Below are 15373 nucleotides of genomic sequence, written 5' to 3' on the forward strand. Positions count from 1 at the left end.
GGAGCGGGCTTGCTCGCGAATGGATCATCAGAAACAACACGCCCCCACCTGACACACCCGGTAGCATCTTCGGTTATGCTCGCCATTCGTCGTGAATGCCGGAGCCCTTATGTCCCCCACTCGCCTGCTTGTCCCTTTGAGCCTCGCGCTGTTGAGTGCCTGCGCCACGCAATCGAAACACAACGTGACCGTGGAAAAACTCAGCCAATGCCCGGTGCGGCTCGATAGCGGGCAAAACCTGATCCTGAGTCTGCCCAGCAACCCCACCACCGGGTACCGCTGGACGATCCAGGACTCGGCAGGCGGCGTGCTGAAAAGCCTTGGCCCCGAGGTTTACCGTAACCCGGAAGACGCGGGCATCGTCGGCGCTGCCGGTGTGTCCACCTGGCGCTTCCAGGCGTTCACCGCGGGCACCGGACGCTTGCGCCTGACGTACCAACAACCCTGGGCACCGGAAGTGCCGCCGGTGGAAACCTTTGACTGCGCCATTTCGGTGAACTGACCGTGGGTTGGCTGATCCTGGCGTTGATGGGCGCGGCCACCTACCTCTATGGCCTGGCCATGCACGCCACGCTGCTGTGCCTGCTGGTCAAGCCCATGCCGGTGCTGGCCCTGTTGGGCTGGTTGCACGATGCGCCGCCTGGCGAATACCGGCGCTGGATCAGCCTGGGGTTGATGTTCTCGCTGGTGGGCGACGTATTGCTGGCCTGGCCTGGGGACCTGTTCGTGTTCGGCCTGGGTGCGTTTCTGCTGGCGCACCTGGCCTACCTGAAGGCCTATCTCAGCGACACTCGTCGCCCGGCGCTGCTACCGTTGGCGCTGGCGCTGGGCATCGGCGCGCTGTTGCTGGGCCTGCTCGTGTCCGGCGGACTCGGGCCGTTGTTGGTGCCGGTGATCGTGTATGGCCTGGTCATCAGCGCCATGCTCTGGCGAGCGCTGGCGCGCCTGGGCAGCCAGGTTCCCCGGCGCTCGGCCTGGCTGGCCGCCGCGGGGGCGCTGGCCTTCGTCGTGTCCGATAGCATGATCGGCATCAACCGCTTCGTCGCGCCCTTCCATGCCGCGCCTTACCTGATCATCCTCAGCTATTGGCTGGGCCAGTGGGGCATCACGGCGTCAGCCTTTACCCGACGGCCCGTCTGAGGCCAGGATCGATGCGCGCGCCCAGCGTCCACAAAGGCTCGCGCCCAGCGGTTTTTTGGTTAAAATGCCGGCCTTTTCACCCTCCATTCCCCTGGAACCCCCGTGAGCAAAGAGCCCGATCGCCTATTCGCCCAACCCTTGGCCCAAGTGCCTGACTTCGCCTTCAACGAGGACGTGGTGCGGGTGTTTCCGGACATGATCAAGCGTTCGGTGCCGGGTTACCCGACCATTGTCGAAAACCTCGGTGTGCTCGCCGCGCAGTTCGCCCAACCGGGCAGCGTGCTCTACGACCTGGGTTCGTCCCTGGGCGCGGTGACCCAGGCGCTGCGCCGTCATGTGCGCACCGACGGCTGCCGGGTGATTGCCGTGGACAACTCGGCGGCCATGGTCGAGCGCTGCCGTGAATACCTGAACGGCCAGGACTCGATGTTCCAGGAGTTGCTCCCGGTGGAGGTGATCGAAGGCGACATCCTCGCCCTGGACTTCCAGCCGGCCTCGGTGGTGGCGCTGAACTTCACCCTGCAATTCATCGCCCCGCAAGAGCGTACCGCTTTATTGGGGCGCATCCGTCAGTCGCTGCTGCCCGGTGGCGCGCTGATCCTGTCGGAAAAACTGCGTTTCAACGATGTCCAGGAGCACGCGCTGCTCACCGACCTGCACGTGGCGTTCAAGCGCGCCAACGGCTACAGCGAACTGGAAATCGCCCAGAAACGCAGCGCCATCGAAAACGTCATGAAGCCCGACAGCCTCGAAGAACACCGCGAGCGCCTGCTGGCGGCCGGGTTCTCGAAAGTCGTGCCGTGGTTCCAATGCCTTAACTTCGCCTCGTTGATTGCCCTGCCATGATTGACCTGTCCCCCCTCGCCCGCCATCTGGCCGGCACCCCCTTGGCCGCCTGGGCCGCGACGCTGCAGACGCAACTCGACCGCAAAATGGAAAAGGGCCACGGCGACCTGGAACGCTGGCAAAGCGCCCTCGATGCCTTGCCCGTCCTGCAGCCAAGCAAAATCGACTTGCTCAACGGCCTGACGCTGGACACCGATTGCAGTGACGAAACCCGCGCGCAGATGCGTACGGCACTGATGGGCCTGTCGCCGTGGCGCAAAGGCCCGTTCGACCTGTTTGGCGTGCACGTGGACACCGAATGGCGCTCGGACTGGAAGTGGTCGCGGGTCGCGCCGCACCTTGACCTCAAGGGTAAGCGCATCCTCGACGTGGGCTGCGGCAATGGCTATTACATGTGGCGGATGCTCGGGGCCGGGGCCGACACCGTGATCGGCGTCGATCCCAACTGGCTGTTCTTCTGCCAGTTCCAGGCGGTGCAGCGCTACCTGTCGCAGCCCAATGCCTGGCACCTGCCGTTCCCGTTCGAAGACCTGCCGCCAGACCTCGAAGGGTTCGATACGGTGTTTTCCATGGGTGTGTTCTATCACCGCCGCTCGCCGATCGAACACTTGCTGGCCCTCAAGGACTGCCTGGTCAAGGGCGGTGAACTGGTGCTCGAAACCCTGGTGATCGAAGGCGACGAACATCAGGTGCTGGTGCCCGAGGACCGCTACGCGCAGATGCGTAACGTGTGGTTCCTGCCCTCGGTGCCGGCCCTGGAACGCTGGCTGCGGCGTGCCGGGTTCAGCGACGTGCGCTGCGTGGACGTGAGCCTGACGAGCGTCGAGGAACAGCGCAGCACCGAGTGGATGAAGTACCAGTCATTGAGTGACTTCCTCGATCCTGCGGACCACGGCAAAACCATCGAAGGCCTGCCGGCGCCGATGCGGGCCGTGATTGTGGCGCGTAAATAGATAGATTGTCCCCCTATGTGAGCCAGTCCATGTTCACTTTAGGGCTGCCAATCATTGTGGCGAGGGAGCTTGCTCCCGCTCGGCTGCACAGCAGCCGTAAAATCCGCCAACTGGTTTTTCCTGAGGCACTGTGTTGAATGGTTTGGGGCCGCTGCGCAGCCCAGCGGGAGCAAGCTCCCTCGCCACGGGGCTATGTATTCAACCTTGCGATTTGGCCCTGCGCGCCTTGAAGAACTCGCTCAACACCGTGCTGCATTCCTCTGCCAGCACCCCACCCTCGAACATCACCCGATGGTTCAGGAAGCCCTGGCTGAAAAACTGCCCCTGACTCTGGACGATGCCAGCCTTGGGTTCCAGGGCGCCGTAGACGACCCGGGCGATGCGCGAGTGGACGATGAGGCCGGCGCACATGCTGCACGGCTCCAGCGTGACGTAGAGGGTGCTGCCCGGCAGGCGATAGTTGCTCACGGCCTGGGCCGCGGCACGAATGGCGACCATTTCCGCGTGGGCGCTGGGGTCGTGGCCGCTGATCGGGCAGTTGAAGCCGCGCCCGATGATCTCGCCGTCCTGCACCAGCACCGCACCCACCGGCACTTCGCCCAAGGCCGCGCCTTGGGCGGCGAGGGCCAGGGCTTCGCGCATGAAATCCTGGTCACGGCTGCGGTCGATGATCCGCGCGGGACGAATCTGGCGCATCACGCCACCTCGATGGCGGCCATCAGGCCGGTTTCCATGTGGTCGATCACATGGCAGTGGAACATCCATACCCCCGGGTTATCCGCCACCAGCGCCACCTGGGCCCGCTCGTTCTTGCCCAGCAGGTAGGTGTCAGTGAAGTATGGGACAACCTTGTGCCGGTTGGACGCGATCACCTTGAAGCTCATGCCGTGCAAGTGGATCGGATGCTGGTACTGGGTCATGTTCTTCAGTTCGAAAATATAGCTCTGGCCTTTTTTCAGCGTGGCAATCGGCCGGTCGGCGCAGGTCTTGTCGGTGATGTCCCAGGCCTTGCCGTTGATCTGCCACAGGCTCGGCGGCTTGCCGTTGTCCACATTGACCGACACCGAACCGACCCATTCGAAATTGAAGTTGAGTTTCTCGGCATTGGCCAGGTCCGGCTCGGCGACCGGGTTGGCGGGCAGCGCGGGTGGCCACTGGGTGGGCGCATCGTTGTTGACCACCGAGCGCAAGGTGCCCAGGCGCACCGGGCCGTTGCGCAACGACAGTTCCTCCCCGGCCGGCGGCGTCTTGATCGCCAGGCAGATGCGCATGCCCGGCCCCAGCCAGTATTCCTTGCCCAGCGGGCGCGGCTCGACGGGATTGCCGTCCAGTGCGTAGATCTGCGCTTCGGCGCCCGGAATATTGATCCGGTAGGTCAGGGTGTTGTCCAGGTTGAGCAAGCGCACCCGGGTGATCTGCCCGGCCGGCAGGTCGATGACCGCCTGCGACACGCCGTTGATGGTCGACAGCCGCCCCGCCGTTCCGCCACGGGCCGCTTCGCGGGGCACGCTGAAGGCCACGAACTCGCCCTGCTCGTCCACGTGCCAGCTCTTGAGGCTCAGGGTCTGCTCGTATTTGAATCCGGTGGGCTCGCGCTCCTCGACGATCAACGGCCCCACGAGGCCGCGACCGAGCTCCTCGCTGCTGTTGACGTGAGGGTGATACCAATAGCTGCCGGCGTCCGGCACACGGAATTTGTAATCGAAGTACTCGCCCGGCAGCACCGGCAACTGCGAGACATACGGCACGCCATCCATCTCCAGCGGCAAGCGGATGCCGTGCCAGTGGATGGTGGTGGCGACCGGCAGGTGGTTGATGAACCGCACCCGCAGCCATTCACCCTGGCGTACCCGCAGCTCGGTGCCCGGCGCCGACGGGCCGAAGGCCCAAGCCTGGGTCTTGTGCCCGGCCACCAGTTCCACGTCCAGGGGCGCGGCGATCAATTCATAGTCGTGCCCAGCCTGGGCATCCGCCCGCTTGCCCAACCAATACCGCGATGCGCCTCCCGCGCCAACGCCTACAATAACAAGACCGGCCAGGCCACCGAGGATTTGGCGACGGGTAAACGACATGAAGGCAACCACCTATTGAATCCGCGCGAACCGGTAGGCCCGCAAAAGGCGAATACGATACACCCGCAATTGAGAAAGATTAAGTGAAGGATTGTCGCGCAGGCCCGCCAGAGGCGACGAGGGGGCCTGGGGGTGCCCCTCACCCCAGGTTATCAGCCAACCAAAGCCTCCCAGTCCTCGAAAATCATTCCTGGTAAGCGTCGGCCTTCCTTCGCAACGTTGACCTGCAAGGCTGCCAGGGCAACATCCAACACATTTTTGGTAAGCGAATAACTGCCCTTGCTCTGCAGCCAGCTCAGCACGTCCGCCAAGTGCCAGATAGACGCACTGCCCTCGTGTACGGGCGTCGGGAAGCTGCTCGGGTGGGCCAACATCAACTTGCGCATGTTCTGCCGAGACACGCCGACGATCTCGGCCACATCGGTGAGCCCGACCAGATCAGGAGCAACCTCGATCAGCCGGGCCGCTGGTACCGCACGGCGGACATCGCCCAAAGCGCTGAGCACGGCCTTAATCGCGTCAGGGGCATCGCGCGTGAATTCGAGAGCCAACCGTCCCGGCTGTCCTATGCCTACCAAGGCATCGTCGCAACCGGACGCACCCAGCCGCTCCAACAGTTCATCCGAGGTACGGTCGTCGTCAGCAAGCTGATATTTCAGGGTAAAGGTATATTCCACAGTCTTACTCCTCAGCATCGTCATCAGCCTCGCAACGACTGCGATGGGTCGTGCAATTGTCTACAACGCGTTGTAGCGCTCGCGCATGATTGCCAGGGTTTCTCGGCGAGCTCCATATCGATGTGATGCAGAACTCACCGCAACGGCACGCTTCGTCGTTATACGGACAATAAGCCCGTCCCCAGGCATGACTGCCGCCGACCTCTATGCGCCACCCCCACGCTTCGGCATGCCTCAGCACTTCTTCAACTTCTTTTTTCGGATGCGAGGGACGAATCATCAAGGCTCACCAGTATTCGCATGGCCTGCCTGGTTGTCAAATGACAACCTTATCCTTCCTTGGAGGATAGGCATTCCCGGCGCAACGCTGAGGGCCGAATCGTAGCGAAAGGTGACAGTGCCGGACGGCTTCTGCGTCGAGGGCCAAAACAGCGCAAGGGAAAAACGGCAAGGGCATCAAAACAAAAGCCCTGCAGAGATTATCCACAGGGCTTTTCAGATGCTCCGCGACGCAAGGATCACCCCGCCAACAACCGCGCCTTCTCCCCACGGGGTGTGAAGAACGCCAGCGCCGCCGCGACGACGAACAGCGCGGGCACGTCGCCGAGCAGATGGCCGTAATGGCTCATGCCGTCCATGCCGACGCCAAAGGACTGCACGGCCATGATCGCGCCATGCACGATGCTCGACCACACCGTGAACCAGATCAGGCTCAAGTGCCTCATCGGATCACGCGAAGCCCTGAGCAGGAACACACCTAGCGTGGCATAGAGGCCCACGATCATCAGCGGATAGTCGGAATAGCCGCTGTGCCACGTCCAACCGGACGGCCACAGGATCATCAGCGGCCAGATCGCAAACACGGAGATCAGGCCCACCCCGATCAAAACCATGCGCAAGGCGGCGAGTCTTTGGGTGTCGTTCATGGCGCTCTCCTTATTGCGGCGCAGCGGGCGCCGAAACGGGACGCGGTTGAGTATAGAAGGCCCCTTGGTTTGTAGTGCGTCGCTGAAACAAAAAAGCCGCGTGAATGCAGGTTCACACGGCTTTTTATTTGCCGTTTATCGGCTACGGAACGAAATCAAAGTGCCATCACTCATAGAGACTGAAGAAACCCGAGGATCAGCCGACACGATCCTATAAGAGCAGTGTTTAGCCCTGCTTGGCCCAGGCTGGAAAGGATAACCCGTTCGGTTATTCATCTGGTTGTATTCTCAGAGCGTCGCCTGATGAAAAAAACCCTGCTCGGCATGCGAGCGTTGATGTCCGTTCCCAAGGACAATCCCGGTCTGGTCAAGGCGCAATACATCGCGCTGTCTCGCCAGTTGCCCATGATGTATTTCATCCTGCTGACCAATACCCTGATGCTGGCGGGCACCCACTTTGCGGTCGCGCCGCGCTGGCTGGTGGTGTATTGCCCGTTGATCATGAGTTTGTTCGGCGTGATTCGTGCGGTGGAATGGATACGCACGCGCAAGCAGACGCGCAGCCCGGCGCAGATGCTCACGGAGCTCAAGCGCACCAACATGCTCGCACCCTTTGTCGCCGTGGCGTTCACTGCCTGGTCGCTGGCGCTGTTTCCCTACGGCACGAGCTATACCCAGGCGCATGTCGCCTTTTACATGGCGATCACCGTCATCGGCTGCATTTTTTGCATGATGCACCTGCTGCCAGCAGCCCTGGCCACCACAGCCGTGGTCAACACCGCCTTCGTGGTGTTCTTCGCCTCCACCAATATCATTACCTTCATTGCCACTGCGATTGACGTCCTGCTGGTGTCCATCGCCATGCTGATCATTCTCAAGGCACAGTACGCCGACTTCACCCGGCTGGTGAACATGCAGGCGCATACGGCAAAACTCAGCGAGGAAAACCTTCAACTGGCCAATCAGGACAGCCTGACCGGCCTGGCCAATCGGCGGCAGTTCTTTTCCCGCCTCGATACGCTGCTGTCCCGCGCCAGCGAGCTGGCGATTCGCCTGCCCGTGGGGCTGATCGACCTGGATGGCTTCAAGCCGGTCAACGATCTGTATGGCCACAGCATTGGCGACAAGCTGCTCTATCAGGTGGGTCAGCGCCTGACCGGGCTGCTCAATGAAGATGTACACCTGGCCCGGCTGGGGGGTGACGAGTTCGGCCTGATCATCACTCGGGCCATGAGCGATGACCAATTGCGGGCGTTTGGCGAGAAAATCTGCGCCAGCATGCGCGAGCCGTTTCTGCTGGTGGACATCCCTATTCAGATCAGCGCGTCACTGGGCATCGCCACCTTCCCGGATCAGGCATCCAGCGCCACCCAAGTGTATGAATACGCCGACTATGCCTTGTATCAGAGCAAGCGCCACCGCCCCGGCACGGTCTGCCTGTTCAGCGCGGCTCATCGTCAGCAGCTCAATCGCGAAGGGCTGACCGAACAGGCCCTGCGCAGGGCCGATCTGGAGGGTGAGTTTAACGTGGTATTCCAGCCCATCATGGATATTCGCAGTGAGCAAACCGCCGCGTTCGAGGCACTGGCACGCTGGGAAAGCCCAGAGTTGGGTAACGTGCCGCCCAGTGAGTTCATCCCGATTGCCGAGCGCGTCGGCATGGTCAATCGCCTCACGGTGCCGTTGCTGAGCAAGGCGCTGGACGCGGCCGCAAGCTGGCCCGCGGGGATGCGCCTGTCATTCAACCTGTCCGCCCACGACTGTGGTTCGGAGGACGCCGCCCAGCAGATCGTCGAGCTGATCAAGAGCAGCCGGTTCGACCCGGCCTGTCTCGATTTGGAAATCACCGAAACCGCGGCCATCCAGGATCTACCGCAGACCCAGCGAGCGATCGGCCGTTTTCGCGAACTGGGCTGCGGCATCTCCCTCGACGATTTCGGCACCGGCTATTCCAGCCTGAGCCAGATCCACGCGCTGTCGCTGACCAAACTGAAGGTGGACCGCACCTTCGTCACCAACATCCACCTCGACCCGGCCAGCTTCAAGATCGTCAAGTCGCTGATCGCCATGTGCCAGGACATGCAGCTGGAATGCATCGTCGAAGGCGTGGAAACCGCCGCAGAACTCGACGTACTGAAAAACCTCGGCTGCGCCTGGGCCCAGGGCTACCTATTCTCCAAACCCATGCGCGCCAGCGACATCAGCGCCTGGCTTGAAGGCGAAAAAATGACCAAGGTGCAAGTGGTTTAATCCGCCGCCAGGGCAAGGCGCAATTAGTCGAAAGCCCGCAATTACGCGGGCTTTCGGTGTGTTTCCTACCACTTGATGCCGGGCAGTGCCGGACGCGGGATCATTCCCACTCAATCGTCGCCGGCGGCTTGCTCGACACGTCATAGGTGACGCGGGAGATGCCGTCGATTTCGTTGATGATGCGTCCGGACACGGTTTCCAGCAGCTCGTACGGCAGGTGTGCCCAGCGAGCGGTCATGAAGTCGATGGTTTCCACGGCGCGCAAGGCCACGACCCAGGCGTAGCGACGGCCATCGCCGACCACGCCCACCGATTTCACCGGCTGGAACACCACGAAGGCCTGGCTGACCTTGTGGTACCAGTCGGCCTTGCGCAGTTCTTCGATGAAGATGTGGTCGGCGCGACGCAGCAGGTCGGCGTATTCCTTCTTCACTTCACCGAGGATTCGCACGCCCAGGCCCGGGCCCGGGAATGGGTGGCGGTAGACCATGTCGTACGGCAGGCCCAGTTCCAGACCGAGGCGACGGACCTCGTCCTTGAACAGTTCGCGCAGCGGCTCGACCAGCTTGAGGTTCATTTCTTCCGGCAGGCCACCGACGTTGTGGTGGGACTTGATCACGTGGGCCTTGCCGCTCTTGGCGCCGGCCGACTCGATCACGTCGGGGTAAATAGTGCCCTGGGCCAGGTACTTGATGTTGTCCAGCTTGCAGGATTCGGCGTCGAACACGTCGATGAAGGTGCGACCGATGATCTTGCGCTTCTTCTCCGGGTCGGACTCACCGGCCAGGTTGGTCAGGAACTGTTCTTCGGCATTGGCGCGGATCACCTTGACGCCCATGTTCTCGGCGAACATGGCCATCACTTGCTCGCCTTCGTGCAGGCGCAGCAGGCCGTTGTCGACGAAGACGCAGGTCAGTTGATCACCGATGGCCTTGTGCAGCAGCGCCGCGACCACCGAGGAGTCCACGCCGCCGGACAGGCCCAGCAGCACGTTGTCGGTACCGACCTGGGCACGCACCTGGGCAATGGCGTCTTCGGCGATCTTCGACGGCGTCCACAGGGCTTCGCACTCGCAGATGTCGAGGATGAAGCGCGACAGGATACGACCGCCCTGCTTGGTGTGGGTCACTTCCGGGTGGAACTGCACGCCGTAGTAGCGGCGTTCGTCGCTGAACATGCCGGCAATCGGGCAGCTCGGCGTGCTGGCCAGGATGTGGAAGTCTTCCGGCATCCGGGTGACCTTGTCACCGTGGCTCATCCACACGTCCAGGCCGAACAGGCCGTCGGCGTCGACATGGTCTTCGATACCGTCGAGCAGGCGGCTCTTGCCGACCACATCAACGCGGGCATAACCGAACTCACGCAGCTCGGAACCTTCGACCTTGCCGCCGAGTTGCTCGGCCATGGTCTGCATGCCGTAGCAGATGCCGAAGACCGGCACGCCCAGGTCAAACACCGCCTGCGGGCAGCGCGGGCTATTGGCTTCGTGCACGGACTCGGGACCGCCGGCGAGGATGACGCCTTTGGGAGCGAACTCGCGAATCGCTTCGTCATCCATGTCGAACGGGTGCAATTCGCAGTACACGCCGATTTCACGCACGCGGCGGGCGATCAGCTGGGTGTACTGGGAACCGAAGTCGAGGATCAGGATGCGGTGAGCGTGAATGTCGAGGGCCATGACTCATTCTCATGTAGTGAATCAGAAACAACTCGGGGCTGAATGAACAGCCCCGGTGATTAACGTTTTGCTGGAAGCCTCAACCTACGCGGTAGTTCGGCGCTTCCTTGGTGATCTGCACGTCGTGGACATGGGACTCGGCCATGCCGGCGCCGGTGATGCGCACGAACTCCGGCCGGGTACGCATCTCTTCGATGTTGGCGCTGCCGGTGTAGCCCATGGAAGACCGCAGGCCGCCCATCAGTTGATGGATGATGGCGCTCAGGGTGCCCTTGTACGGCACACGACCTTCGATGCCTTCCGGTACCAACTTCTCGGCACCCGCGGAGGAGTCCTGGAAGTAACGGTCCGAAGAGCCCTGGGCCTGGGACATGGCGCCCAGCGAACCCATGCCGCGGTAGGCCTTGTAGCTACGACCCTGGAACAGTTCGATCTCGCCTGGCGCTTCTTCGGTACCGGCGAACATCGAACCCATCATCACACAGTAGGCACCGGCGACGATGGCCTTGGACAGGTCACCGGAGAAACGGATACCGCCGTCGGCGATCAACGGCACGCCCGTGCCTTCGAGGGCGGCGGCGACGTTGGCTATGGCGCTGATCTGCGGCACGCCGACACCGGCAACGATACGGGTGGTGCAGATCGAGCCTGGGCCGATACCGACCTTGACCGCGTCGGCGCCAGCGTCGGCCAGGGCCTTGGCGGCTTCGCCGGTGGCGATGTTGCCACCGATCACCTGCACGTCAGGGAAGTTCTGCTTGACCCAGCGAACGCGGTCGATCACGCCTTTGGAATGGCCGTGGGCGGTGTCGACGACAACGACGTCGACGCCGGCATTGACCAGGGCGGCGACACGGTCACCGGTGTCCTTGCCGGTGCCGACTGCCGCGCCTACGCGCAGACGACCCTGGTCGTCCTTGCTGGCCAGCGGGTAGGCCTTGGCTTTTTCGATGTCGTTGACAGTCATCATGCCCTTGAGGGCGAACTTGTCGTCGACGATCAGCACGCGCTCGATGCGGTGTTTGTGCAGCAACTCGCGAACTTCGTCCTTGCCGGTGCCTTCCTTGACCGTGACCAGGCGCTCTTTAGGCGTCATCACTTGGCGGACGGTGGCATCCAGGCGGTTCTCGAAACGCACGTCGCGGGACGTGACGATGCCGACCAGGTCGCCATCGTGCAGCACCGGAACGCCGGAGATGTTGTGCATGCGGGTCAGTTCGAACAGATCACGAACCGTGGCATCGGCCTCGATGGTGATCGGGTCCTTGACCACGCCAGCCTCGAACCGCTTGACCTTGCGCACTTCGGCGGCCTGCTGTTCGATGGTCATGTTCTTGTGGATGATCCCGATACCGCCTTCCTGGGCCATGGCAATGGCCAGACGGGCTTCGGTCACGGTGTCCATGGCAGCGGAAACCAGGGGGATATTCAGTTCGATGCCACGGGTGAGACGGGTTTTGAGACTGACTTCGTTAGGCAGCACCTCGGAATAACCAGGCACTAGGAGAATGTCGTCGAAGGTCAGGGCTTCTTGGCTGATACGCAGCATCGCGGGGGCTCCCGAGCGGGAAAATGGAAGCGCGCCATTATACTCATGCACCCCGCCTGGCTCAATGTAAAACTCTGTCTATTATTGCCGGGGTGATTGATGGGTGAAAACACACTGCTCCCGGCTGTACTCCGAACCGCGTGGCGAGGGGATTTATCCCCGCTGGACTGCATAGCAGTCCCAAAAACAGTCGGCTCAATATGCCTGATGTACCGCATGGCCTGGGTTTAGGGCCGCTTCGCGCCCCAGCGGGGATGAATCCCCTCGCCACAAAAGCAATCTCCAGTGCCCCTCTCTACAACTCCACCTTCACCCAACTCACCGGCTGATCCAGCCAATCGGCGAATTCGTCGAGGAAGTCCTGCTTGAACCCCGCCTCCAGCCAGTTGTTGAAGATGAACCCCAGGTTGGAGAAACCGCAAGGCTGCAGGAACAGGAAGCCGTTGATGTCATCTTCATGGCCACATTCAGGGCAGGTGAAGTTGTCGGTGCGGGCGGGCATCCAGTCTTCCAGACTTTCGAACAGCGCCTCGCCGATCTCCTGGCGGCATTCGGCACAGCCGGCTTCTTCGAGAAAGCCCTTGGCCGGCGTGTAGATGCAGCGCTTGGTGATGATTTCCAACCCGTTGACCGCTTCCCCGAACGGCAAGGCATCGGGGTGCAACACCACGTTGCTCGCGCCAGGTGCAATGGCATGGGCCATGCGATTGCCGGTGCGCCCGCAGGTGGTCAGTTGTTCCTCGACGATGTTCTTGCGCACCAGCCAGCGCACGATCGCCCTGGCCCGGGGTTCGTGGACTGGCAAGGTGGAGATTTTCGGAACGATGATGCTTTGGGAGTTCATGACGAGGCCTGGGGTTTCTCTGGCGGGAGCAATTAAAAGGCCGGCAGCTTAATCCCTGGTCAAGCCAGGTCAAGCACTCAGGTAACGCCCGATCAAGGCAATGCCGCTGGCGAGCACCAGCCAGGTCACCAGGCGCACGAACGCTTCACGCGACATCCTCATGGTCAGGCGACGCCCCACCCACAGTCCCAGCGCCATGGCCGGCAACAAACACAGCGCCAGTACCAGCAAGGGTAGCTCGGCATACACGCCCGCGACAGCGAACAGGCTCAGGCGCACCACGGTGCTGCAACTGATCAAGGCACTCTGGGTCGCCCGGGCCGGCTCCTTGGGCAAGCGGCTGTTCAGGTAGATGGCATACAGAAAGCCGCCGCTGCCGAACAACGCCCCGAACATCCCGCCCACTATGCCCATCGGCACCGACCACAGCGCCGACAACTGAGTCGGCCGGGCCTTGATCAACAGGCTGTAGATCGCATAGCCGCTGATGAACACGCCCATCAACAACAGCAGCACGTCGGACTTGAGGTTAAGCAGGAACATCACCCCCAGGCTGCAGCCCACCGCCATGCACGGCAGCAACCGCAGCAGCTCGGGCCGCGACACGTCCCGTCGCGAGGGCAACAGGTTGCCGAAGGCCGCGACAAAATCCAGCAACACCAGCAGCGGTACGATTTTCGACAAGGGCATGAACAGCAACAGGATCGGCGCCGCCACCAATGCCGTGCCGAACCCGGCGATGCCGAAGACGATGTAGGCCAGGGCGATGGCCAGGCCGATGATCAACCATTCGACGGGGGCGAATGCCCATTGGCCCAACCACGACAGAGGATCCATTGCACAACTTCCTTGATGGCGAAGGGGCGACTTTAGCCAAGTGCCGGGCGGCATATCCAGTATTTGTAGAGACCGCCCTACCGCTTTCGCGGGCGAGCCCGCTCCCACAGTTGATCTTCAGTACGACATAGATCGCCTGTGGGAGCGAGCTTGCTCGCGATGCAGGCAACCCGGTCTAATTGTCTGCACACCATCGGCGAATCCCCTTATCATGCCGCCCATGATTAAAGATCCCTTTGCCCGCCTGGGCCTGGACCGCGAGGTCCTGACTGTCAGCCAGCTCAACGGCCGTGCGCGGGTGTTGCTCGAAGACGTGTTCAGCAACATCTGGGTCGAGGGCGAAATCTCCAACCTCGCCCGTCCGGCCTCCGGCCATGTGTACTTCACCCTCAAGGACAGTGGCGCCCAGGTGCGCTGCGCGCTGTTCCGGCAGAACGCCGCCCGGGTTCGCCAGGCCTTGAAAGACGGGTTGGCGGTGAAGGTGCGCGGCAAGGTCTCGCTGTTCGAGGGGCGTGGCGATTATCAACTGATTCTCGACACCGTCGAGCCGGCCGGCGATGGCGCCCTGCGCCTGGCCTTCGATGCCCTGAAGGAAAAGCTCAGCGCCGAAGGCCTGTTCAGCGCCGAGCGCAAGGTGCCGCTCCCGGCCCATCCACAACGCATCGGCATCATCAGTTCGCCCACTGGCGCCGTGATCCGCGACATCATCAGCGTCTTCCGCCGCCGTGCGCCGCAGATTTCCCTGACGCTGATCCCCACCGCCGTGCAGGGCCGCGAAGCCACCGCGCAGATCGTCCGCGCCCTGAAGCTGGCGGACGCCCGGGGGTTCGATGCCCTGATCCTGGCCCGGGGTGGCGGTTCACTGGAAGACTTGTGGTGTTTCAACGAAGAAGCCGTAGCCCGGGCCGTGGACGCCTGCGTGACACCGATCGTCAGCGCCGTCGGCCATGAAACCGACGTGTCCATCAGCGATTTCGTCGCCGACGTACGCGCCCCGACGCCCTCCGCCGCCGCCGAACTGCTGGCGCCGGATGCCGGCGACCTGGTGCGCCGGGTCGAAAGCCTGCATCGCCGGCTGGTGATGCGCATGCGCGACCGCCTCATGCGCGACCAACTACGCCTCGAAGGCCTCACCCGGCGCCTGCGCCACCCCGGTGAGCGCCTACGTCAGCAAGCCCAGCGCCTGGACGACCTGGACATGCGCCTGCGCCGCGCCTTTGAACGCAGCCTCAATACTCGCCGTGAACGGCTCATCCGTCTGGAAACCCGCCTGGCCGGACAACATCCAGGCCGGCACCTGGCCTTGCTGCGCCATCGCCTGGACAGCCTTGCCGAACGCCTGCCGCGAGCAATGCGCGAGGGCCTGAAAGCGCGACGCGTGCAGTTGCACAACCAGATGCAGACGCTGCACATCGTCAGCCCCCTGGCGACCCTTGGCCGGGGCTACAGCATCCTGCTCGACGAACGCGGCCATGCGATCCGCAGCGCCGGGCAAACCCACACCGGCCAGCGCCTGAGCGCCAGGCTCGGCGAAGGCGAACTGCTGGTGCGGGTCGAAGACAACCACCTGACACCGGTCACCCTTTCTCTACTGGATTGAC

At 62.6% G+C, this 15373-nt stretch carries 15 protein-coding genes; 6 read left to right on the top strand and 9 right to left on the bottom strand.

Annotated features, from left to right (window positions below):
- The first annotated feature begins 109 nt into the window (after positions 1–109).
- From V5F23_RS22750 to cmoB, 4 genes are all read left to right on the top strand, one after another.
- Positions 110–502: a protease inhibitor I42 family protein gene (locus tag V5F23_RS22750; RefSeq protein ID WP_042732435.1), complete on the top strand. Its 393-nt coding sequence runs from the start codon at positions 110–112 to the stop codon at positions 500–502.
- 2 nt (positions 503–504) lie between these two features.
- Complete coding sequence (locus tag V5F23_RS22755) at positions 505–1140, top strand: lysoplasmalogenase (protein ID WP_042732436.1); 636 nt, start codon at positions 505–507, stop codon at positions 1138–1140.
- A gap of 102 nt (positions 1141–1242) precedes the next feature.
- Positions 1243–1986: a carboxy-S-adenosyl-L-methionine synthase CmoA gene (gene cmoA, locus V5F23_RS22760; RefSeq protein ID WP_047736775.1), complete on the top strand. Its 744-nt coding sequence runs from the start codon at positions 1243–1245 to the stop codon at positions 1984–1986.
- On the top strand, positions 1983–2939 hold the full coding sequence (gene cmoB / locus V5F23_RS22765; protein ID WP_042732438.1) for a tRNA 5-methoxyuridine(34)/uridine 5-oxyacetic acid(34) synthase CmoB: 957 nt from the start codon (positions 1983–1985) through the stop codon (positions 2937–2939). The genes cmoA and cmoB overlap by 4 nt, the downstream gene beginning before the upstream one ends.
- 198 nt (positions 2940–3137) lie before the next feature.
- Here the strand turns inward: cmoB and tadA are convergent, their stop codons facing one another.
- The 5 genes from tadA to V5F23_RS22790 form a co-directional block, all read right to left on the bottom strand.
- Positions 3138–3635 (bottom strand): tRNA adenosine(34) deaminase TadA, encoded by a 498-nt coding sequence (gene tadA / locus V5F23_RS22770; protein WP_042731062.1) that lies wholly within the window; start codon positions 3633–3635, stop codon positions 3138–3140.
- Positions 3635–5011 carry a multicopper oxidase family protein gene (locus tag V5F23_RS22775; RefSeq protein WP_338496624.1) on the bottom strand — a complete coding sequence of 459 codons (1377 nt, stop codon included), beginning with the start codon at positions 5009–5011 and terminating at the stop codon, positions 3635–3637. The genes tadA and V5F23_RS22775 overlap by 1 nt, the downstream gene beginning before the upstream one ends.
- 152 nt (positions 5012–5163) lie before the next feature.
- Complete coding sequence (locus V5F23_RS22780; RefSeq protein WP_042731063.1) at positions 5164–5688, bottom strand: DNA-binding protein; 525 nt, start codon at positions 5686–5688, stop codon at positions 5164–5166.
- A 4-nt stretch (positions 5689–5692) separates the two neighbouring features.
- Positions 5693–5968 carry a hypothetical protein gene (locus V5F23_RS22785; protein ID WP_080922117.1) on the bottom strand — a complete coding sequence of 92 codons (276 nt, stop codon included), beginning with the start codon at positions 5966–5968 and terminating at the stop codon, positions 5693–5695.
- Positions 5969–6206: 238 nt separating this feature from the next.
- The gene (locus V5F23_RS22790; protein ID WP_053147808.1) at positions 6207–6614 is read right to left on the bottom strand and encodes a DUF6632 domain-containing protein; all 408 of its coding nucleotides are present in this window, start codon (positions 6612–6614) and stop codon (positions 6207–6209) included.
- Positions 6615–6917: 303 nt separating this feature from the next.
- On the opposite strand from V5F23_RS22790, the gene V5F23_RS22795 reads away from it, so the two are divergent.
- Positions 6918–8864 carry an EAL domain-containing protein gene (locus V5F23_RS22795; RefSeq protein WP_338496628.1) on the top strand — a complete coding sequence of 649 codons (1947 nt, stop codon included), beginning with the start codon at positions 6918–6920 and terminating at the stop codon, positions 8862–8864.
- A gap of 100 nt (positions 8865–8964) precedes the next feature.
- Here V5F23_RS22795 and guaA read toward each other — a convergent pair whose 3' ends face one another.
- The 4 genes from guaA to V5F23_RS22815 form a co-directional block, all read right to left on the bottom strand.
- Positions 8965–10542, bottom strand: a complete 1578-nt coding sequence (gene guaA, locus V5F23_RS22800) for a glutamine-hydrolyzing GMP synthase (protein ID WP_123579929.1) — start codon at positions 10540–10542, stop codon at positions 8965–8967.
- Between the two features lie 79 nt (positions 10543–10621).
- The gene (guaB, locus tag V5F23_RS22805; protein ID WP_338496630.1) at positions 10622–12091 is read right to left on the bottom strand and encodes an IMP dehydrogenase; all 1470 of its coding nucleotides are present in this window, start codon (positions 12089–12091) and stop codon (positions 10622–10624) included.
- Between the two features lie 295 nt (positions 12092–12386).
- Positions 12387–12935 (bottom strand): hypothetical protein, encoded by a 549-nt coding sequence (locus tag V5F23_RS22810; RefSeq protein ID WP_042731056.1) that lies wholly within the window; start codon positions 12933–12935, stop codon positions 12387–12389.
- Between the two features lie 69 nt (positions 12936–13004).
- Positions 13005–13772, bottom strand: coding sequence for a sulfite exporter TauE/SafE family protein (locus tag V5F23_RS22815; protein WP_338496633.1), 768 nt, complete (start codon positions 13770–13772; stop codon positions 13005–13007).
- A 220-nt stretch (positions 13773–13992) separates the two neighbouring features.
- On the opposite strand from V5F23_RS22815, the gene xseA reads away from it, so the two are divergent.
- Positions 13993–15372 (top strand): exodeoxyribonuclease VII large subunit, encoded by a 1380-nt coding sequence (gene xseA, locus V5F23_RS22820; RefSeq protein ID WP_042731054.1) that lies wholly within the window; start codon positions 13993–13995, stop codon positions 15370–15372.
- The last annotated feature ends 1 nt before the right edge of the window (position 15373 follow it).

This window comes from Pseudomonas sp. WP18 (genome assembly GCF_036689585.1).
Taxonomy (GTDB): domain Bacteria; phylum Pseudomonadota; class Gammaproteobacteria; order Pseudomonadales; family Pseudomonadaceae; genus Aquipseudomonas; species Aquipseudomonas chlororaphis_E.